The organism is Pseudomonas sp. NUPR-002, assembly GCF_056322725.1.
The window spans coordinates 24,082-49,943 of record NZ_CM150476.1 but is presented as its reverse complement, the minus strand read 5'-3'; the positions used below and the strand labels follow the sequence as shown (position 1 = coordinate 49,943).

General features: G+C 59.9%; 29 protein-coding genes. 15 read left to right on the top strand and 14 right to left on the bottom strand.

Annotated elements, in window-relative coordinates; genetic code table 11:
• Nucleotides 1-7: 7 nt before the first annotated feature.
• A complete protein-coding gene (locus ACVWSC_RS00235; RefSeq protein ID WP_442111154.1) occupies nt 8-1,117 on the bottom strand; it encodes an aminopeptidase in 1,110 nt (369 codons plus the stop codon).
• Between the two features lie 67 nt (nt 1,118-1,184).
• Here ACVWSC_RS00235 and ACVWSC_RS00230 point away from each other — a divergent pair, with 67 nt between their 5' ends.
• Both ACVWSC_RS00230 and ACVWSC_RS00225 read left to right on the top strand, forming a co-directional pair.
• The gene (locus ACVWSC_RS00230) at nt 1,185-1,604 is read left to right on the top strand and encodes a PA0061/PA0062 family lipoprotein (RefSeq protein ID WP_442111152.1); all 420 of its coding nucleotides are present in this window, start codon (nt 1,185-1,187) and stop codon (nt 1,602-1,604) included.
• A 54-nt stretch (nt 1,605-1,658) separates the two neighbouring features.
• Nucleotides 1,659-2,072: a PA0061/PA0062 family lipoprotein gene (locus tag ACVWSC_RS00225; protein WP_442111150.1), complete on the top strand. Its 414-nt coding sequence runs from the start codon at nt 1,659-1,661 to the stop codon at nt 2,070-2,072.
• A gap of 3 nt (nt 2,073-2,075) precedes the next feature.
• Here the strand turns inward: ACVWSC_RS00225 and ACVWSC_RS00220 are convergent, their stop codons facing one another.
• Complete coding sequence (locus tag ACVWSC_RS00220; RefSeq protein ID WP_442111148.1) at nt 2,076-2,309, bottom strand: DUF1161 domain-containing protein; 234 nt, start codon at nt 2,307-2,309, stop codon at nt 2,076-2,078.
• Nucleotides 2,310-2,499: 190 nt separating this feature from the next.
• Between ACVWSC_RS00220 and ACVWSC_RS00215 the strand changes: the two genes are divergently transcribed.
• Nucleotides 2,500-3,504 (top strand): LLM class flavin-dependent oxidoreductase, encoded by a 1,005-nt coding sequence (locus ACVWSC_RS00215; RefSeq protein ID WP_442111146.1) that lies wholly within the window; start codon nt 2,500-2,502, stop codon nt 3,502-3,504.
• Between the two features lie 68 nt (nt 3,505-3,572).
• On the opposite strand, the gene ACVWSC_RS00210 is transcribed toward ACVWSC_RS00215, so the two are convergent.
• The gene (locus ACVWSC_RS00210; protein WP_442111144.1) at nt 3,573-3,797 is read right to left on the bottom strand and encodes a DUF1161 domain-containing protein; all 225 of its coding nucleotides are present in this window, start codon (nt 3,795-3,797) and stop codon (nt 3,573-3,575) included.
• Nucleotides 3,798-3,903: 106 nt separating this feature from the next.
• Nucleotides 3,904-4,119, bottom strand: coding sequence for a dodecin (locus ACVWSC_RS00205; protein WP_442111143.1), 216 nt, complete (start codon nt 4,117-4,119; stop codon nt 3,904-3,906).
• Between the two features lie 155 nt (nt 4,120-4,274).
• On the opposite strand from ACVWSC_RS00205, the gene ACVWSC_RS00200 reads away from it, so the two are divergent.
• Complete coding sequence (locus ACVWSC_RS00200; protein ID WP_442111141.1) at nt 4,275-4,601, top strand: ElaB/YgaM/YqjD family protein; 327 nt, start codon at nt 4,275-4,277, stop codon at nt 4,599-4,601.
• Here the strand turns inward: ACVWSC_RS00200 and ACVWSC_RS00195 are convergent.
• The gene (locus ACVWSC_RS00195; protein ID WP_442111139.1) at nt 4,598-5,494 is read right to left on the bottom strand and encodes a LysR family transcriptional regulator; all 897 of its coding nucleotides are present in this window, start codon (nt 5,492-5,494) and stop codon (nt 4,598-4,600) included. The genes ACVWSC_RS00200 and ACVWSC_RS00195 overlap by 4 nt on opposite strands.
• Nucleotides 5,495-5,603: 109 nt before the next feature.
• On the opposite strand from ACVWSC_RS00195, the gene trpB reads away from it, so the two are divergent.
• Together trpB and trpA are read left to right on the top strand one after the other, a co-directional pair.
• Nucleotides 5,604-6,821: a tryptophan synthase subunit beta gene (trpB, locus tag ACVWSC_RS00190; RefSeq protein ID WP_442111137.1), complete on the top strand. Its 1,218-nt coding sequence runs from the start codon at nt 5,604-5,606 to the stop codon at nt 6,819-6,821.
• Nucleotides 6,818-7,630: a tryptophan synthase subunit alpha gene (trpA, locus tag ACVWSC_RS00185; RefSeq protein WP_442111135.1), complete on the top strand. Its 813-nt coding sequence runs from the start codon at nt 6,818-6,820 to the stop codon at nt 7,628-7,630. The genes trpB and trpA overlap by 4 nt, the downstream gene beginning before the upstream one ends.
• A gap of 52 nt (nt 7,631-7,682) precedes the next feature.
• On the opposite strand, the gene ACVWSC_RS00180 is transcribed toward trpA, so the two are convergent.
• The 3 genes from ACVWSC_RS00180 to ACVWSC_RS00170 all read right to left on the bottom strand — a co-directional run bounded on the left by ACVWSC_RS00180 (nt 7,683) and on the right by ACVWSC_RS00170 (nt 9,968).
• Nucleotides 7,683-8,012 carry a DOPA 4,5-dioxygenase family protein gene (locus ACVWSC_RS00180; protein WP_442111133.1) on the bottom strand — a complete coding sequence of 110 codons (330 nt, stop codon included), beginning with the start codon at nt 8,010-8,012 and terminating at the stop codon, nt 7,683-7,685.
• A gap of 764 nt (nt 8,013-8,776) precedes the next feature.
• Nucleotides 8,777-9,475 carry a DUF4225 domain-containing protein gene (locus ACVWSC_RS00175; RefSeq protein ID WP_442111131.1) on the bottom strand — a complete coding sequence of 233 codons (699 nt, stop codon included), beginning with the start codon at nt 9,473-9,475 and terminating at the stop codon, nt 8,777-8,779.
• On the bottom strand, nt 9,468-9,968 hold the full coding sequence (locus ACVWSC_RS00170; protein WP_442111129.1) for an Hcp family type VI secretion system effector: 501 nt from the start codon (nt 9,966-9,968) through the stop codon (nt 9,468-9,470). Before ACVWSC_RS00170 ends, ACVWSC_RS00175 begins: the two co-directional genes overlap by 8 nt.
• 218 nt (nt 9,969-10,186) lie before the next feature.
• Between ACVWSC_RS00170 and ACVWSC_RS00165 the strand changes: the two genes are divergently transcribed.
• Complete coding sequence (locus ACVWSC_RS00165; RefSeq protein WP_442111127.1) at nt 10,187-11,758, top strand: SulP family inorganic anion transporter; 1,572 nt, start codon at nt 10,187-10,189, stop codon at nt 11,756-11,758.
• A gap of 60 nt (nt 11,759-11,818) precedes the next feature.
• Here the strand turns inward: ACVWSC_RS00165 and aroE are convergent, their stop codons facing one another.
• Nucleotides 11,819-12,643 (bottom strand): shikimate dehydrogenase, encoded by an 825-nt coding sequence (gene aroE / locus ACVWSC_RS00160; protein ID WP_442111125.1) that lies wholly within the window; start codon nt 12,641-12,643, stop codon nt 11,819-11,821.
• Nucleotides 12,644-12,696: 53 nt separating this feature from the next.
• A complete protein-coding gene (gene hemF, locus ACVWSC_RS00155) occupies nt 12,697-13,623 on the bottom strand; it encodes an oxygen-dependent coproporphyrinogen oxidase (RefSeq protein ID WP_442111123.1) in 927 nt (308 codons plus the stop codon).
• Nucleotides 13,624-13,752: 129 nt separating this feature from the next.
• Between hemF and ACVWSC_RS00150 the strand changes: the two genes are divergently transcribed.
• Nucleotides 13,753-14,730, top strand: coding sequence for an NADPH:quinone reductase (locus ACVWSC_RS00150; protein WP_442111121.1), 978 nt, complete (start codon nt 13,753-13,755; stop codon nt 14,728-14,730).
• Between the two features lie 62 nt (nt 14,731-14,792).
• On the opposite strand, the gene tsaC is transcribed toward ACVWSC_RS00150, so the two are convergent.
• Both tsaC and dprA read right to left on the bottom strand, forming a co-directional pair.
• Nucleotides 14,793-15,350: an L-threonylcarbamoyladenylate synthase type 1 TsaC gene (gene tsaC, locus ACVWSC_RS00145; protein WP_442111119.1), complete on the bottom strand. Its 558-nt coding sequence runs from the start codon at nt 15,348-15,350 to the stop codon at nt 14,793-14,795.
• Between the two features lie 37 nt (nt 15,351-15,387).
• A complete protein-coding gene (gene dprA / locus ACVWSC_RS00140) occupies nt 15,388-16,494 on the bottom strand; it encodes a DNA-processing protein DprA (RefSeq protein ID WP_442111117.1) in 1,107 nt (368 codons plus the stop codon).
• A 219-nt stretch (nt 16,495-16,713) separates the two neighbouring features.
• On the opposite strand from dprA, the gene def reads away from it, so the two are divergent.
• From def to ACVWSC_RS00115, 5 genes are all read left to right on the top strand, one after another.
• Entirely contained in the window at nt 16,714-17,220 is a 507-nt protein-coding gene (gene def / locus ACVWSC_RS00135) for a peptide deformylase (protein WP_442111115.1), read from the top strand.
• Nucleotides 17,221-17,286: 66 nt separating this feature from the next.
• Complete coding sequence (gene fmt, locus ACVWSC_RS00130; RefSeq protein WP_442111113.1) at nt 17,287-18,219, top strand: methionyl-tRNA formyltransferase; 933 nt, start codon at nt 17,287-17,289, stop codon at nt 18,217-18,219.
• Entirely contained in the window at nt 18,216-19,526 is a 1,311-nt protein-coding gene (gene rsmB, locus ACVWSC_RS00125; protein WP_442111111.1) for a 16S rRNA (cytosine(967)-C(5))-methyltransferase RsmB, read from the top strand. The genes fmt and rsmB overlap by 4 nt, the downstream gene beginning before the upstream one ends.
• A 19-nt stretch (nt 19,527-19,545) precedes the next feature.
• The gene (gene trkA, locus ACVWSC_RS00120) at nt 19,546-20,919 is read left to right on the top strand and encodes a Trk system potassium transporter TrkA (protein ID WP_128322041.1); all 1,374 of its coding nucleotides are present in this window, start codon (nt 19,546-19,548) and stop codon (nt 20,917-20,919) included.
• A 12-nt stretch (nt 20,920-20,931) separates the two neighbouring features.
• The gene (locus ACVWSC_RS00115) at nt 20,932-21,243 is read left to right on the top strand and encodes a tetratricopeptide repeat protein (RefSeq protein WP_442111109.1); all 312 of its coding nucleotides are present in this window, start codon (nt 20,932-20,934) and stop codon (nt 21,241-21,243) included.
• A 55-nt stretch (nt 21,244-21,298) separates the two neighbouring features.
• Here ACVWSC_RS00115 and ACVWSC_RS00110 read toward each other — a convergent pair whose 3' ends face one another.
• Both ACVWSC_RS00110 and ACVWSC_RS00105 read right to left on the bottom strand, forming a co-directional pair.
• A complete protein-coding gene (locus ACVWSC_RS00110) occupies nt 21,299-22,186 on the bottom strand; it encodes a lysophospholipid acyltransferase (protein WP_442111107.1) in 888 nt (295 codons plus the stop codon).
• A 41-nt stretch (nt 22,187-22,227) separates the two neighbouring features.
• Nucleotides 22,228-22,779: a DNA-3-methyladenine glycosylase I gene (locus ACVWSC_RS00105; protein ID WP_442111105.1), complete on the bottom strand. Its 552-nt coding sequence runs from the start codon at nt 22,777-22,779 to the stop codon at nt 22,228-22,230.
• A gap of 82 nt (nt 22,780-22,861) precedes the next feature.
• On the opposite strand from ACVWSC_RS00105, the gene glyQ reads away from it, so the two are divergent.
• Nucleotides 22,862-23,809 carry a glycine--tRNA ligase subunit alpha gene (gene glyQ, locus ACVWSC_RS00100; protein ID WP_116551285.1) on the top strand — a complete coding sequence of 316 codons (948 nt, stop codon included), beginning with the start codon at nt 22,862-22,864 and terminating at the stop codon, nt 23,807-23,809.
• Nucleotides 23,806-25,860, top strand: a complete 2,055-nt coding sequence (glyS, locus tag ACVWSC_RS00095) for a glycine--tRNA ligase subunit beta (RefSeq protein ID WP_442111103.1) — start codon at nt 23,806-23,808, stop codon at nt 25,858-25,860. The genes glyQ and glyS overlap by 4 nt, the downstream gene beginning before the upstream one ends.
• The last annotated feature ends 2 nt before the right edge of the window (nt 25,861-25,862 follow it).

The following is a 25,862-nucleotide window of genomic DNA, read 5'->3' as shown; positions in this document are numbered from 1 at the left end:
CCCGCTCCTACCGAGCGGTGTGGGAGGGGGCTTGCCCCGCGATGCTATTCAGAGCCTGCTGCCGCTCCACAGGCGCCAACTTACCCATCGCCGCAACCCGCGCATAAAACACCTGCCAATCGCCGCCGACTTCGGCAAACAACGCGGCAAACGCCGGTACCCACTGGTCATACAGTCCAAACGGTAACAGTTTGGCATTGTTCATCGGTGCATTGATCCAGGCATCGAAGCGCCCTTTACCGCCCCACTGGCTATCGCGCAGTGCCCGGTACTCGCGACGCAGGCGTTCAAACTCAGCCTGCTTGCCAGCGCGCTTGGCTGGCACGCTCAGCGGCGCCGCATACAGTGTTTTCAGCCGTTCCCGGCTGGCCAACACCAAGGCGATGAATTGCTCACGCTGCTGGTTGTCGTCCTGAGTCTGCTGCGGCAGGCCACGCGCGGCGCGCCACTGCCGCGCCCCTTCCTGTTCAACGAAGGTGGCGAACGACTCATTGAAAGCCGTGTCGTCCTGTACGTACACCTGCTGGTGCGCCAGCTCGTGGAAAATCACGGCGGCCAGACGCTCGTCACCCCAACCCAACATGGAGCTAAGAATCGGGTCATCGAACCACCCCAGGGTCGAATAGGCCTCGACCCCGCCCACATAGACATCCAGCCCTTGTTGCTTCTGCAACGCCGCAGCGCCGCGCGCCGCGCCCTGGCTGTAGTAACCGCGGTAAGCAACGCAGCCGGCTATCGGGAAGCAATGGGTTTCGGGTTCGAGGGACAGCTCGGGGGTCGCAAACACATTCCACACCACAAACGGCCGGCCAATGTCGGCATACACCCGGTAGCTGCGGTTATCCGGCAGCCTCAGTTGCGCACTGGCAAAGGCGCGGGCCTGTTCGGCCTGAAGCAATTGCTGGCGCAGCTTTTCCGGTGTGTCTGGCGCTGTGACCAGCTCTGCCACGGACATACGGGCCTGCAGCAGCTGCCATTGACCGCTCGCCAATTGCCCGTAATAACTGACGCTGGAACAACCGTTGAGCAGCCCGAGCGCCAGCAAGGGAACCAAGTAGCGAAAAAAATGGTCGAGTGCCCCAAGACTTGAGCGCAATAAAAGAAATAGTCGAAGCATTCGCGTCCCGTTTTCCGCTCAAGAACTCTTCAGCTTCAAGACTATCCTGCCCGGTTGGAGTTTTGCCATGCGTACACTGCTTGTCATCAGTAGTCTTCTGCTTCTGTCCGGCTGCGCCGGGCTGCTGCTGCCTCAACCCGACCCCAACCAGGCCTGGATTGACCTCGCGCCCGGCCAGGACGATACCTTGCATGCCGTGCAGGTGGATGATCGTGATTGGGCCGACAAGCGCTATTTTGAAGTGCCCCCAGGCAGCCACGAGCTGACCGTACGCTACCTGTTCCCAGTGACGCCGAGCAACATCGGCCCGGTCAGCGAACCGCTGTGGCGCGATTGCCAGCTGAATGTGAAATTCAAGGATTTCACTGCCGGGCAACGCTATCAACTGGAAGCAGGCAGCATCGGCTTTCGCCCTTGGGCAAAGCTGTATGACGAGCAGCGCAATCTGATCAGCAAAGGGCTACCGGCGGGCTGCCAACGCACCTGATAAGGTGAATGGCGCTATGCTTATGCTTTGAAGCTTGCATGCCGGGAGTTTGCCATGCGCCAGCCAATGATGCTGATTGCCCTCAGTACCCTGGGGGCGTGCGCCAGCCCCTTGCCGCCAGTTGACAGCAAGCAAGCCTGGGTCGATCTGTACACCATGACGCCTGGTAAAACGCTGATGGCCGACCGCCTGGATGGTGAGCGCCTCAACGATGGGCGCTTCTTTCAGGTCACACCAGGCAAACACGAGCTGACAGTACGTTTCGATTTCGAGGTGTATTCCGGTGGTTTCTCTATGAACCCCGTAGAGCGCACCTGCTACCTGAAAGTGCGCTACGACCACTTCGAAGCCGGTCAGCGTTATCGCCTGGAGGCGCGGGCACCCGCCATGCGACCCAGTGCCTACCTGTACGACGCACAACGCAAGGTGCTTGCCGAAGAAGCCAACGACATCTTCTGCATTCCCTGACGCTTAGCGATCATTTTTCTGATAAATGATCTTCTTGGTGCCACCCTCGCAACTGCCGACCACCATGTTCTGGTCGTGGACCTCTTCGTTCTTGACGATTTCCAGGGTGTAGGAGCTGACGTTGTTGGCCTGGATCTTCGCTTCGATCTCAGCCTTGAGCTCTTCACAATTCTTCGGCGCAGCCAGTGCAGAGGTTGCCAGCAGCGAAGCCAGCACAGCGATTGCAACACGGATCATGGGGACAACTCCTTGTGACGGCAGCGAGTGTGCCGACACCCATTTGACCACAAGCACCGATCACGGTTCTGCCTCCCTTGCTTCAGCGCGATTGCACCGCAGGCATTGAATCCTCAGGAAGTGCCCATACAGAGTTGAAAAGGCCTACGCGTAATGTCGGCCAAATGACTGCCTGGAGGCTCAATAGCCCATGAAGCGACTCGCGGACACTAAATTCTCCACCCTCGACCTGGTGCCAGTGCGCGCAGACGGCAGCCCGGCACAATCCCTGCGCAATTCGCTGGACCTGGCACAGCACGTAGAGAAATTCGGCTACAACCGCTTCTGGGTTGCTGAACACCACAACATGGACGGCATTGCCAGCTCGGCCACAGCGGTTCTGCTCAGCTACCTGGCAGGTGGCACGTCGACCATCCGCGTCGGTGCCGGTGGCGTCATGCTGCCCAACCATGCTCCGTTAGTGATTGCCGAGCAGTTTGGCACCCTGGAAAGTCTCTATCCCGGTCGTATCGATCTGGGCCTGGGCCGCGCGCCCGGCTCCGATCAAATGACCGCACGGGCGCTGCGCCGCGAACGTTCTGGCAGCGCTGACGACTTCCCCGACGATGTCGAAGAACTGGTGCGTTACCTCGGCCCAAGAACGGCGGACCAAAAGGTCATCGCTGTGCCAGGTTATGGCACCGAGGTGCCGATCTGGTTGCTCGGTTCCAGCCTGTTCAGCGCGCAGTTGGCGGGAATGCGCGGCTTGCCGTATGCCTTCGCCTCACATTTCGCACCGCGCTATATGCACGAAGCCATCCGCATTTACCGCGACCACTTCCAGCCCTCGGCAGTGCTCGACACACCCTATGTGATGCTCGGTGTGCCGCTGGTTGCGGCCGACAGCGACGAACGCGCCAACTACCTGGCGACCTCGGTGTACCAGCGCATTCTGGCCTTGATGCGTGGCCAAAGCCTGGTACAGCGGCCACCGGTCGAGAGCATGGACGGCCTGTGGTTACCGCATGAGCGCGAGGCGGTGGGCAGCTTCCTGGGGCTGGCGATGGTCGGCGGGCCGGAGAAAATCCGCGCCAAGCTCGAGGTATTGCTGGAGCAGACTCAAGCTGATGAGCTGATCTTTACCTGCGACCTGTATGAACACGCCGACCGGATTCGCTCGTATGAGTTGCTGGCGCAGGTCATGCGCAGCGAGTAGGTGAGTTGTCGCGGGGCAAGCCCGCTCCCACACGGTGTGTTCTGTGGGAGCTTGCCCCGCGATCAGCGTCAACCGCGCTTGTAGACGATTTCCTTGGTGCCGCCTTCGCAGGTCCCGACGACCTTGCCGCCCGAGGCCGCACCTTTGTCGATGATTTCCAGCGAGTAACCGCTGACACCCTTGGCGTCCAGCTTGGCGGCTATTTCGCTCTTCAATTCTTCGCACGGTTTGCCCGCTGCGAGCGCAGTACCCGCCAGCATCATCAAACCCAGTGCTACTACCAACTTCTTCATCGATCGCTTTCCTTGTTCAGATCAAAGTGGAGGATGGCGCCGGAACTTATCCGGTCGCCTCAAGACTGTGTAACTCAATTGACCCGCACAAGCCAGTGACATGCTTTCAGCTATTGGCAATCCGGAATCCGACCTTCAGCGTTACCTGAAAGTGCGCGGCCTTGTTGTCTTTGATGTGCCCACGCGTTTCGACCACTTCAAACCACTCAAGGTGCTTGATGCTTTTGCCGGCTTCGGCCAGGGCATTGTTGATGGCGTCTTCGATGCTGGTGGGTGACGAGCCGACGAGTTCAATTTTCTTGTAGGTGTGATGATCCGACATGATCAGTCTCCTTTTCGAAGGTGAACACTGAGCCTAGCAGCGTCGGCGGGTTTTATCCGTGGCCAGACACCAGCTCGGAAAAGTCGCACGGCACTTTCGCTCTACACTGAAGTCCCAACCTCAACAGCTCACTCACACCACGAAGGAGAGCCACCATGGCCAACCACTCGTTGCGTAAAGCGTCGCTGCAAAGCATGGAAGCGGAGATCGAAAGCCTGCTCAAATCGTTGGAAAGCCTCAAGAACGACGCCTCGGATGAGTCGCGCAACACCCTGAAAACGCTCAAGGGCAACGCCGAAAACGCTTTGCGCCACTCGCGCAGCCTGCTCAGCGATGCCTATGATGAAGTGAAAACCAAAACCCGCGAGACCGGTGTGGCCACCCGCGACTATGCCCAGCAGCACCCTTGGACCACTGCAGGGGTGACGATTGGCGCCCTGGGCCTGCTCGCCGCGTACTTGATGTGCAAACGCAGTAATTAATCGGCCTGACGCGCCAACTCGGCGCGCAACCACCCGGCCAGTTGCTCGGCGCGCCCATCTGCGGCGCGTCGCGGCACCCACAGCGCCAAGGCGGCCTGCGTCTGACAAAAGCCCCAGGGTGCGGCCAGACGCCCGGCGCGCAGGTCATCAGCGACCAGCGGCTGCGGAGCGATTGCCACCCCAAGCCCGGCGACCGCCGCTTCCAACAAGTAATACAGATGCTCGAAATCCTGGCCGTAGCGCAGCGCCTCAGGATCGATGCCTTGCTGCTGCGCCCAATTCGGCCAGGCCTGCGGCCGCGAAGTGGTCTGCAGCAGCGTTTCCGCCAGCAAGGCTTGCGCAGGTGCGTTCTGCAAGCGCGAGAATCCGGCGAAATGTGGGCTGAGGACCGGGCCGATGCACTCCTGGGCCAGCACGTGAACCTGCATATCGCTCGGCCATGGCGGCTCGGCGAATACCAACAGGGCATCAAGCCCCGGCCGCCGCGGGTCGAGATCCCCTTCACCGGCAGACAGATGCAAACGCAATTCCGGCAAGTCGGCCTTCAGCCGCCCCAAGCGCGGAATGAACCAACGCGCCAACAAGCTACCCGAACAACCCAGCACGAACGGTGCATCGGCATTGCTGTGGCTCAACTCGGCACATACGCTGCGCAAGCGGTCAAAGGCGTCAAAGCTGGCATCGCGTAGGCGCTGGCCTGCATCTGTGAGTTTAATGCCGCGCCCGTCTTTGACGAAAAGGCTGACACCCAGATGCTCCTCCAACACCTTCAACTGCCGGCTTACCGCACCGTGCGTAACGTGCAACTGCTCGGCGGCCTGGCTGACGCTATTAAGCCGCGCCGTGGCTTCGAAGGCGCGCAGGGCATTGAGGGGAGGCAGGTCGTTACGCATGACGTGTGAGTTTTCCTGACATGTTTAGGCAATCTTATCGGTTTTCAGTTGGGCCTGTCGTGGGTACAGTAAAGCCATTCTTCGTTTTCACTACGCCCTGGAGCGACCCATGACCCAGACCAACTTCCGCGCCGGCCCCGATGCCAATGGCCTGTTTGGCGCATTCGGCGGCCGCTACGTGGCTGAAACCCTGATGCCGCTGGTGCTCGACCTGGCCCGCGAATACGAAGCGGCCAAGGCCGACCCGGAGTTTCTTGAGCAACTGGCGTACTTCCAGCGCGACTACATCGGCCGCCCGAACCCGCTGTACTTCGCTGAACGCCTGACCGAACACTGCGGCGGCGCGAAAATCTTCTTCAAACGTGAAGAACTCAACCACACCGGCGCGCACAAGGTGAACAACTGCATCGGTCAGGTGCTGCTGGCCAAGCGCATGGGCAAAAAGCGCCTGATCGCCGAAACCGGCGCCGGTATGCACGGTGTCGCCACTGCCACTGTTGCAGCACGCTTTGGCCTGCCATGCGTGATCTACATGGGTGCCACCGACATCGAGCGCCAGCAAGCCAACGTGTTCCGCATGAAGCTGCTCGGCGCCGAGATCGTGCCGGTGACCTCCGGTACCGGCACGCTCAAAGACGCCATGAACGAAGCGCTGCGCGACTGGGTCACCAACGTCGATGACACCTTCTACCTGATCGGCACCGTGGCTGGCCCACACCCGTATCCGGCGATGGTCCGCGACTTCCAGTCGATCATCGGCAAAGAAACCCGCGCCCAGTTGCAAGAGAAAGAAGGGCGTCTGCCCGACAGCCTGATCGCCTGTGTCGGCGGCGGCTCGAATGCCATGGGTCTGTTCCATGACTTCCTCGACGACACCAGCGTACAGATCATCGGCGTTGAAGCCGGTGGTCATGGTGTCGATACCGACAAGCACGCCGCCAGCCTCACCGGTGGCATGCCGGGCGTACTGCACGGCAACCGCACCTACCTGCTGCAGGATGCCGACGGCCAGATCACCGACGCCCACTCGATTTCCGCAGGCCTGGACTACCCCGGCATCGGCCCTGAGCATGCCTGGTTGCATGAAGTGAAACGCGTCGAGTACGTCAGCATCAACGACGAAGAAGCCCTGGCTGCGTTCCACACCACCTGCCGTCTGGAAGGCATTATCCCGGCCCTGGAAACCTCCCACGCGCTGGCCGAAGCGATCAAACGCGCCCCAACGCTGCCTAAGGATCACCTGATGGTGGTGTGCCTTTCCGGGCGTGGCGACAAAGACATGCAAACCGTGATGAGCCATATGGCCGCCCAGGAGAAACAGGCATGAGCCGTCTTGAACAACGCTTCGCCGAACTGAAGGCCGAAAGCCGCTCTGCGCTGGTCACCTTCATCACTGCTGGCGACCCGGGCTACGATGCCTCGCTGGCGATTCTCAAAGGCCTGCCAGCAGCTGGCGCCGACGTCATCGAACTGGGCATGCCGTTCACCGACCCGATGGCCGATGGTGTGGCTATCCAACTGGCGACCCTGCGCGCCCTGGATGCCGGCCAGACCCTGGCGAAAACCCTGCAGATGGTTCGCGAGTTCCGCGTCGAGAACCAGAGCACACCGATTGTGCTGATGGGCTACTACAACCCGATCCATCGCTTTGGCGTCGAAGCCTTCGTTGCCCAGGCTAAGGAAGCCGGTGTCGACGGCCTGATCATTGTTGATCTGCCGCCTGAGCATGACGCAGAACTGGCGACCCCAGCACAGGCTGCCGGAATCGACTTCATCCGCCTGACCACCCCGACCACCGACGACGTGCGCCTGCCGCGCGTACTGGAGCGCAGCTCCGGTTTCGTCTACTACGTCTCGGTGGCGGGTGTCACCGGTGCTGGTTCGGCTACGACTGAACAGGTCAGCAGCGCTATTGCTCGCCTGCGTCGGCACACTGACCTGCCTATCAGCGTTGGCTTCGGTATTCGCACACCAGAGCAGGCGGCAGCGATTGCCAAGCTGTCTGACGGGGTAGTGGTAGGTTCGGCGCTGGTCGACAAAATTGCCCAGGCGAAATCGACTGAGCAGGCCGTGGGTGATGTGCTGGAGCTGTGTTCGGCACTGGCCCAGGGTGTGCGGGGCGCACGTACAGCGTGATACATCGCGGGGCAAGCCCGCTCCTGTAGGAGCGGGCTTGCCCCGCGATCAATTATTCAAAAATCGACAAATCCAAAGGCCTGATCGCCCCCATCCAGATCGCATGATCGCGATGGTCCGCCAGTTCATCCCCAGTCAGCGGATGCAGAAACACCACCAGCCCATGGCGATACAACGCCAGCCAGGGCAGCACCACACCTACCACTTCTGGCCCGAACGCCAGCTGACAACTCCAGTCTGGATGCGGCCCGACCGGCTTCTGGTGCATACGGCCCATGCTCACGCCAAACAGCTTGGCCGCCTCTTCACATAACTGCCGCGCCTGCTCCAGGGTGCTGGCGTCGTAGTAAACATGGGCGTGATAGCCTTTGATCCTCTGCACACTGACTCCTGAATGCTGCTGGTCCAAGCTCGGACGCCAAGTTATCTTCCACGACTATACGCTGGCTAACTCCAATGCGCGACTTGCTCTGCCAAACCAGACATCACCACCTGTGCAGCTTATGCTTTTGATTGAAGCCGCAACAATTTACTGACTATCCTTTTATTGCATTTACCCCTAGCTAGATCTAGTGTTTTTTATGCATTCACATCTAAATGGATTTGTAGAAATGTACACGCTTAGATATTTAATAAGAACAGTGCCAACCATTATTATCTGCGCATTTTTTTACACAGGACTTATCATGATTGGCATAAGAAAACTATACCCCCTCGAAGAAACCACATACTGGATTACAGGGGGAATTTTGTTTGTTATTATTTCCATTGTCGGTTTAAAAATTTACATCCCCATGCTACGAAATACATGGTAGCCATCGTCACACCAAACAGTTTGGCGATACGTAGGATATCGGACTGCTCACAATTTTACTTATGATCGAGGATCAAATCACTTTACCACCATGTATCGCGTAACCTGGGGATGTAAAACCTTAAGCCAGCAGCGGTGATAAAAACATAAATAAATCCGTATGCAATCCAATATGACTTTTTTTCTAGCGGAAATATTTCTGTCACGCACCACATAACAACAGCCGTGTAAAATATAGAGCAACCTGCAATAGTCAAACCCAAGCTTACTAAATATCTAACTGTATACATCTCTACAGAGCCCTTCGAGTGAAAGCTAATCTCGCCATGGGATTATTTACTTTTAACTTCCGGATTTTCCGCTGATACCATAGAGTTAATCGTAATTGAATTCACTAAGGCCTCAAAAAATAAGGCCAACTTACCGACTTGTTGATACGCAGGCTCGTAATTAACTGGATCCCTCCTAAAAAGCTGCACTGAATTCGTCTTTCGTATGGGCTGCATCATACCTCTAGCCGACAGAGCCAAGTCGACCACACCATACGCCATGTTCCCTGAGTATTCATCTTTAAAAAGGGCTTGATAGGCACGTCTGGTTGGACCCTGTGCCGCTTTTCCTGCCGGGCCGTTATATATATTCATCCCACCTTCATAAATATTATTAACACCGTGTGCGACGAAAAGCGCGCCTACTGGAACTCCCAAACCGTATGCAGACCCGGAAGTCTTAATTCCAACTTTAATCTGCATCACACCCGCTACGACCCCAATTCCGTTTTGAGCATAAAAACTCGCCTTGGAAGCCAGCTCGGCATACTCTGCCTTTATCTCCTGCACACCCTCCCAAGCGCTTTTTATACCGTCGTTAACATCATTTATTATTTCATTAACATAATTGGATACGACGGCACCGAACTCAAGCTGAATCATCCCATCATAGAAGTTAGTCGCGCTAATGGTGCAGCCCAGTGCAACCAAGTCAGAGCCAGCTTTGGCGACATCATTGATATCGCATGATTGCTCATTCACCTTCGCCACCCCAAAAAGCATAGGCACTTGTGCTTGCCGGGTGGTGTACCCAGCTGATATCCCGGTACCTAATGGCCAGAAGCTCTTGTGGCTGCGCATCCCCCATGTGAATGGCATGGGGCACCTGAACGCTTAAATTGGCAATCCGCCCACCCGATAACGACACAGTAAAATATCTTTCGTGACCACCCGCAGGTGTGCTGCGATAGAAATTTATTTTACATTCGATTTCTTCGCCTTCCTGCAAAGCGCTGGCTAGCAAAGGCGTGGACTTATCAATGTTTTTGGTAATAACGACCGGCATATGTTGGCCACGACCACCTGACGTGCTGCCGTCATTGCCACCTGCCATATTATGAGTGTAAGCCAGCACCATGATTTCATCTTCGTGGCCCGCTTGGCATTTATTCCCTATTGATTGCTGGCTTGAGCAACCAGCGGAAATCAAACCTTGCTTCTTTCCGGTAATGGTCATGTAACTGTGATTGGCCATGCAACGCACTCCTTGTGGTAAGAGTGGTCAGTCTAAAGGCGGATAATGTTTATTACTTGTAGGAAGTTTCTGAAAAAACAGACAACATATGTCTAAATTAAACTGCAAAATTCATTATCTTCCGCCTTAGCCATTTGAACCTGATGCTTTGACGCGACTTGCGTCCAAGCGCCAGACATCGCACCCTGAGCGGCCCTTGTTCGCGATAGAGACTGCCCATGGCCCGGCCTGATCGCCACCATCTGCTGCCCTTTCTGACCTGGCTGCCCGCGCAAACGCGCGGCAGCGTGCGCCGCGATGTGCTGGTGGGGTTGAGTGGCGCGATTCTGGCGCTACCACAGTCAATCGCCTACGCCCTGATCGCCGGCCTTCCCGCCGAGTACGGCCTGTATGCGGCGATCGTACCGGTGATCATCGCCTGCCTTTGGGGCTCGTCCTGGCACCTGGTGTGCGGGCCGACGGCTGCGATTTCCATTGTGCTGTATGCCAGTGTCAGCCCACTGGCCGTCAGTGGTAGCGACGACTACATCAGCCTGATCCTGTTACTGACATTCCTGGCCGGGGTGTTTCAGTGGTTGCTGGGCATGCTGCGTTTTGGCGCGCTGGTGAATTTCGTCTCTCAATCCGTTGTGCTGGGCTTCACTCTCGGCGCCGCCGTGGTGATCGCTCTCGGTCAACTGCCTAATTTGTTGGGGCTGGATTTGCCCAGTCAGGCTACAGCGCTGAATACCCTGGAAAGCTTGCTGGAGCACGTAAGTGAAGTGGACTGGCCGTCCCTGACGCTGGGCTTAGGCACGCTGATAACCGGTGTAACGATCAAACTGCTGCGTCCACGCTGGCCCAGCCTGTTGATAACCCTGGTCATTGCCAGCCTGCTGGTGTGGCTGCTGCCCGGCGTGTTCGGCCATGTGCGCCTGGTTCCGGGTTTCATCGGCCAATTACCGCCGTTCAGCCCAGTGCCCTTGCTGGACCTTGAGCTGATCCTGCGCCTGCTGCCCAGCGCTGTAGCGGTGGGCATGCTCGGGCTGGTCACTAGCCTGTCGATTGCCCGTTCATTGTCGTCGCGCTCAGAGCAATTGATCGACGCCAACCAGGAAATCCGCGGTCAGGGTCTGTCGAATATGGTTGGCAGTTTGTTTTCCGGTTACCTGTCTTCAGGCTCTTTCACCCGCTCCGGGCTCAGCTATGACGCTGGCGCCCAGTCACCCCTGGCCGGGGTGTTCTCGGCGTTGTGGGTGGCCGTGTTCGCGGTGGCCGGTGCAGGGCTGATCGCGCACATTCCGATTCCGGCGATGGCGGGGAGCATTCTGCTGATCTGCTGGGGCTTGGTCGACCATCGGGCCATCAAAGCGCTGTTCCGGGTCAGCCGTTCAGAGTTTCTGGTCATGAGCCTGACCGCCACCGCAACCTTGCTGTTGGAACTGCAAACCGCGATTTACGCCGGGGTGCTGGCTTCGCTGTTCTTCTACCTCAAGCGCACTTCGCGGCCGCGCATTCAGCAGTCACGTGAAGGCAATGCCGATGTGCTGCGTGTGGGAGGGTCGATCTTCTTTGGTGCCAGCCATTACTTGCAGGTGCGCCTGCAGCGCTGTCAGGGGCCGGAGGTGATCATCGATGCGCGGCAGATCAACTTCATCGACTATTCCGGGGTCGACATGCTTCACCGTGAAGCCCGCCGTCTGCGTCGTGCAGGCGGCAGCCTGACGCTGCACCGGGCGCGGCCTCAGGTTGTTGAGGAGTTACATAAGCTGGAAGGGGTGGAACATTGCCCGATTCGTTTCGAGGAATAGCGCTGTCGCGGGGCAAGCCCGCTCCTACCGGTAGGAGCGGGCTTGCCCCGCGATGTGCCCTTAACTTCGAGCCAACTGCCGTCGTAATTCATCCAGCACCGGAGCCGTATCCGGACGAACACCACGCCAGATAAAGAACGCCTCAGCGGCCTGCTCGGCAAGCATGCCCAGCCCATCCAGCACCTTGCCAGCCTTGTGTTCACTGGCCCAGCGGCAGAAGGGGGTCGGCTCTTTGCCGTACATCATGTCGTAGCAAACGGTCTTGCCCGCTTCGATCAGGCTGGCAGAAATCGGTGGCAGCTCACCGGCAAGGCTTGCGGAAGTCGCGTTGATGATCAGGTCGACCGGTTCTTGCAGCCAGCTGAAACCGCTGGCTGCCACAGGCCCCAGGTCGGCGAATTCACGGGCCAGTTGCTCGGCCTTTTCCACGGTGCGGTTGGCAATCACCAGCGAGGCCGGGTTGTGCGCCAGCAATGGTTCCAATACCCCACGCACGGCACCACCGGCGCCAAGCAGAAGAATGCGCTTGCCGGTCAGTTGCACACCGGCATTGACCGTCAAATCACGCACCAGGCCCGCACCGTCGGTGTTGTCGCCCTGCAAACTGCCATCAGCCAGCTTGCTCAGGGTATTGACCGCGCCCGCACGTTGCGCCCGTGGTGTCAGGCTGTCGACCAGGCGATAGGCCTCTTCTTTGAACGGTACCGTGACATTGGCACCCAAGCCCTGCTTGAAGAAACCCTGGGCACACATGCTGAAATCGTCCAGCGGCGCCAGCAAGGTGCTGTATTCAAGCTGCTGGCCGGTCTGGTCGGCAAACAGCCGGTGAATCAGCGGCGATTTGCTGTGGCCGATCGGGTTGCCAAATACAACGTACTGGTCCATTTACACGGTTCCTGGGTCAAAGTCGGGCAGGGCCGGAAGTTATCCACAGTGACTCAGTGCGCTGCCTTGGCTTCGCCAATCCAGTCACGGTCCTGCAGGAAATACTCGGTCAGGCGCGCTTCTTCGCTGCCTGGCACGGCTTTCCAATCGTACCCCCAACGCACTTGCGGTGGCAGTGACATCAGAATCGATTCGGTACGCCCGCCCGATTGCAAACCGAACAGGGTGCCTCGGTCGTACACCAGGTTGAACTCGACATAGCGGCCGCGGCGATACTCCTGGAACTCGCGTTGTTCGGCGGTGTAAGGCTGATGCTTGCGCCGCTGGATGATCGGCAGGTAAGCCTCGACATAGGCATCGCCAATAGCGCGCATGAAGGCGAAGCAGGTGTCGAAGTCCCATTCGTTCAGGTCATCGAAGAACAGGCCGCCAATACCACGCGGTTCGCCGCGGTGCTTGAGGTGGAAGTAGCGGTCGCACCAGGCTTTGTAGCGCGGGTAGACATCCGCACCGAACGGCGCGCAGGCGCGCTCGGCCACCTGGTGCCAGTGCAGGCAGTCTTCTTCGTTACCGTAGTAAGGGGTCAGGTCGAAACCGCCGCCGAACCACCACACCGCTTCTTCACCTTCCTTCTCGGCAATGAAGAAACGCACATTGGCATGCGAAGTTGGCACATGCGGGTTATGCGGATGAATCACCAACGATACGCCCAGGGCCTCGAAGCCTCGTCCGGCCAGTTCGGGCCGATGGGCGCTGGCCGAAGGCGGCAGGCCGCTGCCAAAGACGTGGGAGAAGTTCACGCCGCCTTTTTCGATGACCTTGCCTTCACCAATTACCCGCGTGCGCCCGCCACCGCCGGCTTCGCGCGTCCAGGCGTCTTCAACAAAGCGAGCACCGCCGTCTTCGGTTTCGAGAGCGGCGCAAATACGGTCTTGCAAGTCGAGCAGGTAGGCTTTCACGGCCTCGGTGCGGCTAGTCATCAGGTCACCTGGAAGCGGGCATGAGCAAATTCGGCGCGTAGCATACCACCGGCAACCCACCGGCCGCAGTTGACGGCGATCAAGCAAAGGCGTCCGATAGGGGTTTTCCACAACCGACGGAGAGTGCAGATGGCCAAGCGTATTCAGTTCAGCCAGCATGGAGGCCCTGAAGTCCTGCAACTGGTCGATTTCGAGCCTGCCGCCCCCGGCCCGCAGCAGGTCCGTGTGCGTAACCAGGCTATCGGCCTGAACTTTATCGACACCTACTTCCGTAACGGGCTGTACGCACCGCCGTCACTGCCATCAGGGCTGGGCACCGAAGGTGCGGGGGTCGTGGAAGCGGTCGGCGAGCAGGTGACACGCCTGAAAGTCGGCGACCGGGTAGCCTATGGCGGAGGCCCTCTGGGGGCTTACAGCGAAGTGCATGTGCTGCCTGAAGCCAACTTGGTCAAACTGCCTGACAGCATCAGCTTCGAACAGGCTGCAGCCGTCATGCTCAAGGGTTTGACCGTGCAATACCTGTTCAAGCAAACCTACCCGGTACAGGCGGGCGATACCATTCTGTTCCATGCTGCCGCCGGAGGTGTTGGCTCATTGGCCTGCCAGTGGGCCAAGGCCTTGGGCGCCAAATTGATCGGTACGGTCAGCTCTGCTGAAAAAGCCGAGCACGCCAAGGCGCTGGGCGCTTGGGCGACCATCGATTACAGCCATGAGGATGTCGCGCAGCGCGTACTAGAGCTGACTGATGGCAAGAAATGCCCGGTGGTGTATGACGGCGTTGGCCAGGACACCTGGCTGACATCGCTGGACTGCCTGGCACCGCGCGGCCTGATGGTCAGCTTCGGCAACGCCTCAGGGGCGGTCAGCGGGGTCAACTTGGGGATTCTGGCGCAGAAGGGTTCGCTGTATGTCACCCGCCCGACCCTGGCCAGCTACGCCAACACTGCCGAAAACACCCAGGCCATGGCTGACGACCTGTTCGCGATGATCTCCAGCGGCAAGCTGACGGTGGATATTCAGCAGCGCTATCCGCTGAGCGAAGCGGCCAAGGCGCAGACTGAGTTGTCGGCGCGGCGCACCGTTGGGTCTACGGTGTTGTTGCCTTAATCGCTTCGCGGGGCAAGCCCACTCCCACAGTGGTGGGAGCGGGCTTGCCCCGCGATTGATATTCAACCCGGCCGAACCACATCCCCGCTAGCCAGATCACGAATCACACTCGGATTACGCCGCCCGCCCAAGGCGCCCCCCAGCACCAGGTCCAACTGCCCGCGGAAGTACTGCTCTACCCGCAAGCGGGTCTTGGCCGCAGGGCGCCCCTGAGGGTTGGCCGAAGTCGACACCAGCGGCCCGACCAGCGAACACAGCTCACGCACCTGCGGATGATCACTGACACGCAGGGCGACGGTGTCGTGAACACCGGTAATCCATTCCGGCAGCATATTCTGGTGTGGCACCAGCCAGGTGTTCGGGCCAGGCCAGGTGCTGCTCATCCGATCAAGCCAGACTTCGGGGAAATCTTCGAACAAAAAGTCGAACTGGCGGATATTGTCGGCGATCAGGATCAGTCCCTTGTCGACCGAGCGCGATTTGATCGCCAGCAGACGATCCACCGCTTCTTCGTTCCAGGGATCACAGCCCAGGCCCCACACGGCCTCGGTTGGATAGGCAATCACCGCACCGGCCCGAATTTCACGCGCGGCTTGTTGCACACGCCAACTGCTCACCATTGCTATCACTCCGCATAAAGGCTGACGAGCAGTGTACTTAGGCCGGCCGGGCAAACCAACGCCCAGCTTCATTACAAACCCGTCCGTCCACTTCAAGCTCGGTCAACGCGGCTAGCACCCGAGGTAAAGGCCAGCCGCTACTGATCGCCAGTGCCTCGCTGGTTTGCGGGGCTGCCAGTAATAGATCTTCCAGCACATGGCGCGGTTGAGCCAACTGGCCGGAAGGCGCGGGCGGCAAACGCTGCCAGCCCTGCAGGGTTTCGATGATCTGATCGATGCACTCCACCAGCAGCGCGCCGTCACGAATCAGTTGGTGACAGCCTTTGGAGCCGGGGTGATGAATGGAACCCGGAATGGCATACACCTCGCGCCCTTGCTCGGCGGCCAGGCGTGCAGTAATCAGCGAACCACTGGCCAGGCTTGCTTCCACCACCAGTACCCCCAGCGACAGGCCACTGATGATGCGATTGCGCCGGGGAAAATTGCCCGCTACCGCGCCAGCATCCAGGGGAAACTCGGAAACCACGGCGCTACCGTGTTCGACCATCGCAGCCGCCAGCGTCCGGTGGCGTTGTGGATAAAGTTTCTGCAAGCCGGTGCCCAGCACCCCGATGGTGTGGCCGCCGACGTCCAGCGCTGCCTGATGAGCGGCACCGTCTACCCCCAACGCCAGACCGCTGGTCACCACAAACCCGCTCTGGGCCAGACTTCGTGAAAACGCCGCAGCGGTGTCCAGTGCCGGGCGCGATGCACGGCGACTGCCAACAATCGCCAGCTGTGGTTTCTCCAGCAGGGCAGGGTCACCGGCCACGAACAATAGCGGTGGTGCGTTAGGAATCTCCGCCAGCAAGGCGGGGTAAGCGGGGTCGTCCCACATCAGCAAATGCTGGTCGCGACGCTCTAGCCAGGCCAATCCAACCGCTGCACCATCGCGCACTTCAACGCTGCGACGGGCGTGGGCACTCTCGCTGGGTAGCCCCAACGCGGCCCAGGCAGTGGCCGTCGCGCTCAATGCTGCTGATGCGCTGCCAAAAGCCTGGAGCAGCAAGTGAAATCGCTGCGGGCCAAGCCCTGGGATTTGATGCAGGCGCAATCGCGCCTCAAGTTCGGCGGGCGAACCACCTCGGTAAGCGGTTTGAGACATGACGATCATCCTTGATCGAAGGCGTTGCCCACACGCTGCACAACCTGTGGATAACTCTGTTGATAATGCTTTGACAACCGGTTGAAAGATTTCCCTTGGCAGCCAAATCAGCGGCTGTCTGAAACCTTAGCTGACCTTTGCCAGGTGCCGAATGCGTCGAATCCCTTTATTATGTGTACTCATGTTTGTAACTCATCGCACAGTGCAGCTCATACGCTTATGGCCATTCTGAACATCCTCGAATTCCCGGACCCGCGCCTTCGCACCATCGCCAAACCGGTGGCCGAAGTTGATGACGGCGTTCGTCAACTGATCGATGACATGTTTGAAACCATGTACGAAGCCCCGGGTATCGGCCTGGCCGCCACCCAGATCAACGTGCACAAGCGCATCGTGGTCATGGATTTGAGCGAAGACCGCAGCGAGCCACGGGTCTTCATCAACCCTGAGCTTGAGATGCTGACCGACGAAATGGATCAGTATCAGGAAGGCTGCTTGTCGGTGCCCGGTTTCTACGAGAACGTCGACCGCCCGGTGCGGGTGAAGATCAAAGCGCTCGACCGTGACGGCAAGCCCTTCGAAGAAATCGCCGAAGGCCTGTTAGCGGTATGCATTCAGCACGAATGTGATCACCTCAACGGCAAGTTGTTCGTCGATTACCTGTCGACGCTCAAACGTGACCGGATCAAGAAGAAGCTGGAAAAGCAGCATCGCCAGCAAGCTTGATCTCCTCTTTCCAAAGGCTTGCTCCGGCAAGCCTTTTTCTTTTTCAGCGAGTTAAGCGAGAACGCCATGCGCATTGTCTTTGCAGGCACCCCAGAGTTTGCCGCCGAACACCTCAAGGCCCTGATCGACAGCCCTTATGAAGTGGTGGCCGTCTACACCCAACCGGACCGTCCGGCCGGGCGCGGGCAAAAGCTGATGCCCAGTGCGGTCAAGCAGCTGGCTGTGGATAACGGCATTGCTGTCCTGCAACCGCCAACGCTGCGCAATGCCGAGGCTCAAGCTGAACTTGCCGCCCTCAAACCCGACCTGATGGTGGTGGTTGCCTACGGCCTGATCCTGCCGCAAGCGGTGCTGGATATCCCGCGTCTGGGTTGCATCAACAGCCACGCCTCCCTGCTGCCACGCTGGCGCGGAGCTGCGCCGATCCAGCGCGCGGTAGAGGCGGGCGACAGTGAAAGCGGCGTTACCGTCATGCGCATGGAGGCCGGGCTCGACACTGGCCCGATGTTGCTCAAGGTCATCACCCCGATCAGCGCCAGCGATACCGGTGGCAGCCTGCACGACCGTCTCGCCGAAATGGGCCCGCCAGCGGTGATCGAAGCGGTGGCCGGCCTGGCTGCTGGCACGCTGCAAGGTGAGATCCAGGACGACAGCCTGGCCACTTATGCACACAAGCTGAACAAAGACGAAGCACGCCTGGACTGGAGCCGCCCGGCTGTTGAACTGGAGCGTCTGATTCGCGCCTTCAACCCGTGGCCGATTTGCCACAGCAGCCTTAACGGTGAAGCGCTGAAAGTGCTCGCCGCGAGCTTATCCACAGGCACCGGCGCACCGGGTGAAATTATCGGCGCTAGCAAAGACGGCCTGATCGTCGCCTGCGGTGAACAGGCCTTGTGCCTGACCCGCCTGCAATTGCCCGGCGGCAAGGCGCTGAGCTTCAGTGACTTGTTCAACAGCCGTCGCGAGAAATTCGCCGTCGGTACGGTGCTGGGTCAATGAATCCACGTTTGGCAGCCGCCCGCGCCCTGGCGGCAGTACTCAGCGGTAAAGCGTCTTTGAACAGCTCGCTGCCCGCGCAACTGGACAAGGTCGAGGTGCGTGACCGTGGCCTGACTCAAGACCTGGCCTTTGGCACTGCGCGCTGGCAGCCGCGGCTCTCGGCACTGGCCGAGCGCTTGCTGCAAAAGCCGTTCAAGAAAGCCGATGCCGATGTCGAAGCGCTGATGCTGGTGGGCTTGTACCAGCTGCTCTACACCCGCATCCCTGCCCATGCCGCCATCGGCGAAACCGTGGGGTGCGCCGACAAGCTGAAAAAGCCTTGGGCCAAGGCCCTGCTCAATGCCGTGCTGCGCCGCGCGCAACGCGAGAGCAGTGACATCCTTGCCGAGCTGGAGCGTGATCCGGTGGTGCGCACCGCCCATCCGCGCTGGCTGCAAAAGTCGCTGAAGGCATTCTGGCCGGAACAATGGGAAGCCATCTGCGCCGCCAACAATGCCCATCCGCCGATGATCCTGCGGGTCAACCGCCGCCATCACAACCGTGAGACTTATCTGCAGCTGTTGCACGACGCGGGTATTGAAGCCAGCGCCTGCCAATTCAGTGCCGATGGCATCCTGCTGGCCCAGGCCTGCGATGTGCGCAGCCTGCCCGGTTTCGATCAGGGCTGGATCAGCGTCCAGGATGAAGCGGCGCAACTGGCCGCCGACCTGCTTGATCTCGCGCCCGGCCAGCGGGTGCTCGATGCCTGCTGCGCACCCGGCGGCAAGACCTGCCATGTGCTCGAAGCCGAGGCCAAACTGGACGCCGTGGTGGCTATCGACCTTGAGGCCAAGCGCCTGACGCGGGTGCGCGAGAACCTCGACCGCCTCGGCCTTGATGCCCAGTTGATTGCCTGCGATGCCCGCGACACTGCCAGTTGGTGGGACGGCAAAGGCTTCCAGCGCATCCTGCTCGATGCGCCGTGCTCGGCCACCGGTGTGATTCGCCGTCATCCCGACATCAAATTGACCCGTCAGGCGGACGATATCGCGGCCCTGGCAGCCTTGCAGGGCGAGCTGCTCGATGCCCTGTGGCCGACCCTCGAAGTCGGCGGCATTCTGCTGTACGCCACCTGCTCGACGCTGCCAACGGAAAACACCGAAGTCATCGAAGCCTTCCTCGCCCGCACCCCAGGTGCCCGCGAGCTGGACCTGGCCACCCAGGCCGGTGTGCGCCAGCCACACGGCCGCCAGTTGCTGGCCCAGGAAGGCGGACACGACGGCTTCTACTATGCCAAGCTGATCAAAATCGCCGCCACACGCGGATAACAAGAGAAGGGAAGAGCGGATGAAGATCATCATCCTCGGTGCAGGGCAGGTTGGCGGTACGCTGGCCGAGCACCTGGCCAGCGAAGCCAACGACATTACCGTGGTGGATACCGATGGCGATCGTCTGCGCGATCTCGGCGACCGTCTGGATATCCGTACCGTCCAGGGCCGCGCCTCGTTCCCGACCGTGCTGCGCCAGGCCGGCGCTGACGATGCTGACATGCTGGTAGCGGTGACCAACAGCGATGAAACCAATATGGTCGCCTGCCAGGTCGCCTATACCCTGTTCCACACCCCGACCAAGATTGCCCGCGTACGCGAATCGGCCTACCTGACTCGCGCCGGTCTGTTCGACAATGACGCCATCCCGGTCGATGTACTGATCAGCCCCGAGCAGGTTGTCACGCACTACATCAAGCGCCTGATCGAACACCCTGGCGCCCTGCAGGTGATCGACTTCGCCGAAGGCAAAGCCCAGTTGGTAGCAGTCAAAGCCTATTACGGCGGCCCACTGGTCGGTCAGCAACTGCGCCAGATCCGCGAGCACATGCCCAACGTCGACACCCGCGTCGCCGCGATTTTCCGCCGCGACCGGCCGATTCTGCCGCAGGGCGATACGGTGATCGAAGCCGACGATGAAGTGTTCTTCATTGCCGCCAAGGCCCATATTCGCGCCGTAATGGGCGAGCTGCGGCGCATCGATGAAACCAACAAGCGCGTGGTCATCGCTGGCGGCGGGCAGATTGGCGAACGCCTGGCCGAAGCGATCGAAAGCCGCTACCAGGTGAAGATCATCGAGATGAACCCGGCACGCTGCCGTTACCTTTCCGACACCCTGGACAGCACCGTGGTACTGCAAGGCAGCGCCTCGGACCGCGACCTGATGCTCGAAGAGAACATCGCCGAAGCCGATATCTTCCTGGCCCTGACCAACGACGACGAAGCCAACATCATGTCCTCGTTGCTGGCCAAGCGCCTGGGCGCGCGCAAGGTGATGACCATCATCAACAACCCGGCCTATGTCGATCTGGTTCAGGGCGGCGATATCGACATCGCCATCAGCCCGCAGTTGGCCACCATCGGCACACTGCTGGCCCACGTACGCCGTGGCGACATTGTCAGCGTCCACTCGCTGCGCCGTGGTGCAGCCGAGGCCATCGAAGCCATTGCCCATGGCGACTCGAAGTCGAGCAAAGTGATCGGCAAAGCCATCGAAGACATCGCCTTGCCGCCCGGCACCACCATCGGTGCGATCATTCGCGATGAAGAAGTGCTGATTGCCCACGACGACACGGTGATTGAAGCCGGTGACCATGTGATCCTCTTCGTTGTGGATAAAAAGTACATCCGTGACGTCGAGAAGCTATTCCATGTAGGGTTGAGCTTCTTCTAAGAGGGAGCAGCAATGCGCGAATCACTGGAAAAGATGCTGGCCAAGGGTGTGGACAACGCCCTGCTGCGCTTCGGCCTGGGCAAGGCCTGGCTGGATGAAGGCAAAGGTGAAGAAGCGGCCGTGCACCTGCAACGCTGCGTCGAGTTTGATCCGAAGTATTCGGCGGCCTGGAAGCTGTTAGGCAAAGCGCATCAGCTGCAGGGCGATAAAGCGGCGGCGCGTCAGGCCTGGGAACAGGGACTGGAAGCTGCCAAGGCGCATGGCGACAAGCAGGCCGAGAAAGAGATGACGGTGTTTCTCAAGAAGCTGGATAAAGCCGGTTAGACGCATCGCGGGGCAAGCCCGCTCCCACAGTAGGAGCGGGCTTGCCCCCGATCTATCAATACCAGCGCGCCTCGCCCGGTGGACGCTTCTTGAAGCGCTTCATGCTCCACATGTACTGGCTCGGGTACTCGCGCACATAGCGCTCCACCACTTTGCTCATCGCTGCGGCCGAGACGGTGACGTCCTCGCTGTACATCTCTGGTGGCGCGGCCTCCAGGAACACCTTGAAGCCCGAACCATCCGGCAAGCGCAGCGCATGCAGGAACACACCGACGGCCTTGCCACCGGCCAGCATGTTCGGCACGAACTTACTGGTCAGCGCCTGAGTGCCAAGAAACGGTACGAACACCCCGGCAGACTCGGCCGGCTCCGGGTCGGCAGGAATGCCCACCTGGCCGCCGCGGCGCACTTCCTTGATCACGCTGAGAATGCCTTCCTTGGTTGAAGGCGCTACGCGGTTGCCCATCTGCACGCGCTGTTCACGCAGCAGATCATCCACAGCTTTCAATTTTGGCGGGCGATAGAAAATGATCGGTTTGCACTGGTTGCAGTAGAAGTGGTTGAGCACCTCCCAGTTACCCAGGTGGCTGGTGATACCCACCACGCCCTTGCCCGAGGCCAGCGCCTGTTCAAGCACTTCCAGGCCGTGCACTTCCTTGACCAATTCCAGCGAGCGCTGCGGTGGCCAGATCCAGGCACAGGCGCTTTCGACAAAGGATTTACCGATGTCCCGCAGCGTGCGACCCACCAGTTGCTCGCGCTCGACCGGGTCCATTTCCGGGAAGCACTTGGCCAGGTTGATACGCACCACGTTGCGCGAGCCGTTGGGGATTTTCCACATCAGCCAGCCAATGCCGGCGCCAACGCGCTGCACCGCGCTCCAGGGCAACTTGGCGAACAGTCGCAGCACCCCGACCATCACGGCGCCTTTGAATTTTTCCACAGGCCGATTCCTTATATCTGCAAGCCGTGCATTGTACCCCTTCAGCGCACCAGCGCGGCGTAGCGATCACAGTCGGTGGTGTGGTCCATGACCATACCGGTAGCCTGCATGAACGCGTAACAAATGGTCGGGCCAACAAAGGTAAAGCCGGCTTTCTGCAACGCTTTGCTCATGGCCTTGGCTTCATCGGTAACCGCTGGCACTTCACTGCGCTGGGTGAAATGGTTGATCTTCGGCTCACCGCCGACGAACGACCACAACCATTCGGCCGGGTTATCCACAGCCAGCCAGGCCAACGCATTGCGCCGCGCAGCCTTGAGCTTGAGACGGTTGCGGATGATGCCGGCATCGAGCATCAGCTCCTCGATACGCTCATCACTCATCTGCGCCAGCTTCAGCGGATCGAAGCTGTACATCACCTGACGATAGCGCTCGCGCTTTTTCAACACCGTGATCCACGACAACCCGGCCTGAAAGCCTTCGAGCAGCAACATCTCGAACAACTGGCCCGGGTCGCGCTGCGGCGTGCCCCATTCCTGATCGTGGTAAGCCTGGTAAAGCGGATCGTCGGTACACCAAAAGCAACGTGGCATAAGGCTCCAAGGGTAGAGGCTTTGGCGAATCGGGTTATACTCCCGCTCTTTATATTCGCAGCCCTAGAAACAGGTGAATTTCGTGAGCCAGCCTACGCCAGCAGTGCGTACCTTCCAAGACTTGATCCTCGCCCTGCAGAATTACTGGGCCGAGCAAGGTTGTGTGGTGCTTCAGCCCTACGATATGGAAGTAGGCGCCGGCACTTTCCATACCGCCACGTTCCTGCGCGCCGTCGGCCCGGAAACCTGGAACGCCGCCTACGTGCAACCGAGCCGTCGCCCGGCCGACGGTCGCTATGGCGAAAACCCTAACCGCCTGCAGCACTACTACCAGTTCCAAGTGGTGCTCAAGCCAAACCCGGCGAACTTCCAGGAACTGTACCTGGGCTCGCTGAAGGCCATCGGCCTCGACCCACTGGTGCACGACATCCGTTTCGTCGAAGACAACTGGGAATCGCCGACCCTCGGCGCCTGGGGTCTGGGTTGGGAAATCTGGCTCAACGGCATGGAAGTCACCCAGTTCACCTACTTCCAGCAAGTGGGTGGCATCGAGTGCATGCCGGTCACCGGTGAAATCACCTATGGCCTGGAGCGTCTGGCCATGTACCTGCAGGGCGTTGACTCGGTCTACGACCTGGTCTGGACCGACGGTCCGTTCGGCAAGGTGACCTACGGCGATGTGTTCCACCAGAACGAAGTGGAGCAGTCGACCTACAACTTCGAGCACGCCAACGTCGAGAAGCTGTTCGAACTGTTCGATTTCTACGAAAGCGAAGCCAATCGCCTGATCGAGCTGGAGCTGCCGCTGCCGACCTACGAAATGGTCCTCAAGGCCTCGCACACCTTCAACCTGCTCGACGCCCGCCGCGCCATCTCGGTAACCGAGCGTCAGCGTTACATCCTGCGCGTACGTACCCTGGCCCGGGCCGTGGCGCAAAGCTACCTGCAAGCCCGCGCCAAGCTGGGCTTCCCGATGGCGTCCCCTGAATTGCGTGATGAAGCATTGGCCAAGCTGGAGGCTGCACAATGAGTGCTCAAGATTTCCTGGTTGAACTGGGCACCGAAGAACTGCCACCAAAGGCCCTGAGCGCCCTGGCTGATGCGTTTCTCGCCGGTATCGAAAAAGGCCTGCAGGCTGCAGGCCTGAACTACACCGACAAGCAGGTGTACGCTGCACCACGCCGTCTGGCGGTGCTGGTTCGTAACCTCGACACCCAGCAGCCAGACCGCAGCATCAACGTCGATGGCCCGCCCCGCCAGGCGGCCTTCGACGCTGAAGGCAACCCAACCCAGGCAGCCCTCGGCTTCGCCAAGAAGTGCGGTGTAGAGCTGTCGGAAATCGATCAGAGCGGCGCCAAACTGCGCTTCTCCCAGCACATTCCAGGCAAGGCCACCGCCAGCCTGCTGCCGACCATCGTTGAAGATTCGCTGAACGACTTGCCGATTCCGAAACGCATGCGTTGGGGTGCGCGCAAAGAAGAGTTCGTGCGTCCGACCCAATGGCTGGTAATGCTGCTGGGCGACACTGTCGTCGATTGCACCATCCTCGCCCAGAAGGCTGGCCGTGACTCCCGTGGTCACCGCTTCCACCACCCGGAAGACGTGCGTATCAGCGCCCCGGCCAACTACCTGGAAGACCTGCGCAAAGCCTTCGTGCTGGCCGATTTCGCCGAACGTCGCGAGATCATCAGCAAGCGTACCGCCGAGCTGGCCATGCAGCAGGAAGGCACCGCGATCGTGCCACCTGCGCTGCTCGATGAAGTGACCGCGCTGGTCGAGTGGCCAGTGCCGCTGGTCTGCTCGTTCGAAGAACGCTTCCTCGACGTGCCGCAAGAAGCGCTGATCACCACCATGCAGGACAACCAGAAGTACTTCTGCCTGCTGGACGTTGACGGCAAGTTGCTGCCGCGCTTCATCACCGTGGCCAACGTCGAAAGCCGCGATCCGAAGCAAATCGTCGAAGGCAACGAGAAGGTCGTACGTCCACGTCTGACCGACGCCGAGTTCTTCTTCAAGCAAGACAAGAAGCAATCGCTGGAAAGCTTCAACCAGCGCCTGCAGAACGTCGTGTTCCAAGCCCAGCTGGGCAGCGTGTTCGACAAAGCCGAGCGCGTTGCCAAACTGGCGGCCTTCATCGCCCCGCACATCGGTGGTGATGCTCAGCGTGCAGCCCGTGCTGGCCTGCTGTCCAAGTGCGACCTGGCCACCGAGATGGTCGGTGAGTTCCCTGAGATGCAAGGCGTCGCAGGTTACTACTACGCGCTCAACGACGGTGAGCCAGAAGACGTCGCCCTGGCCCTGAACGAGCAGTACATGCCGCGCGGTGCAGGTGCCGAACTGCCGTCGACCCTGACCGGCGCGGCCGTGGCCATCGCCGACAAGCTCGACACCCTGGTCGGTATCTTCGGTATCGGCATGCTGCCAACCGGTAGCAAAGACCCGTATGCCCTGCGCCGTGCCGCACTGGGTGTGCTGCGTATCCTCATCGAGAAGCAGCTGGACCTGGACCTGAATGACGCCGTGGCGTTCGCCGTCGCCCAGTTCGGTCACAAGGTCAAGGCTGCCGGCCTGGCCGATCAGGTGCTGGAGTTCATCTTCGACCGCCTTCGCGCGCGCTACGAAGACGAAGGCATCGACGTTGCCACCTACCTCTCGGTACGTGCCCTGAAGCCAGGCTCCGCCCTGGACTTCGATCAACGTGTACAGGCGGTGCAGGCCTTCCGTCAGCTGCCTGAAGCCGCCGCCCTGGCTGCGGTGAACAAGCGTGTATCGAACCTGCTGAGCAAAGCTGAAGGCGCGGTTGCGACCACAGTCGAGCCGAAGTACTTCGACAACGCCAACGAGTTCTCCCTGTACTCGGCGATCCAGCAAGCCGACCAGGCTGTACAGCCTATGGCTGCGGCACGTCAGTACAGCGAGTCGCTGGCACGTCTGGCCGCGCTGCGTGAGCCAGTCGACGCCTTCTTCGAAGCGGTGATGGTCAACGCCGACGACGCCAATGTGCGGGCTAACCGCTATGCCTTGCTCAGCCGCCTGCGCGGTCTGTTCCTGGGCGTTGCCGACATTTCGTTGCTGGGGTAAGC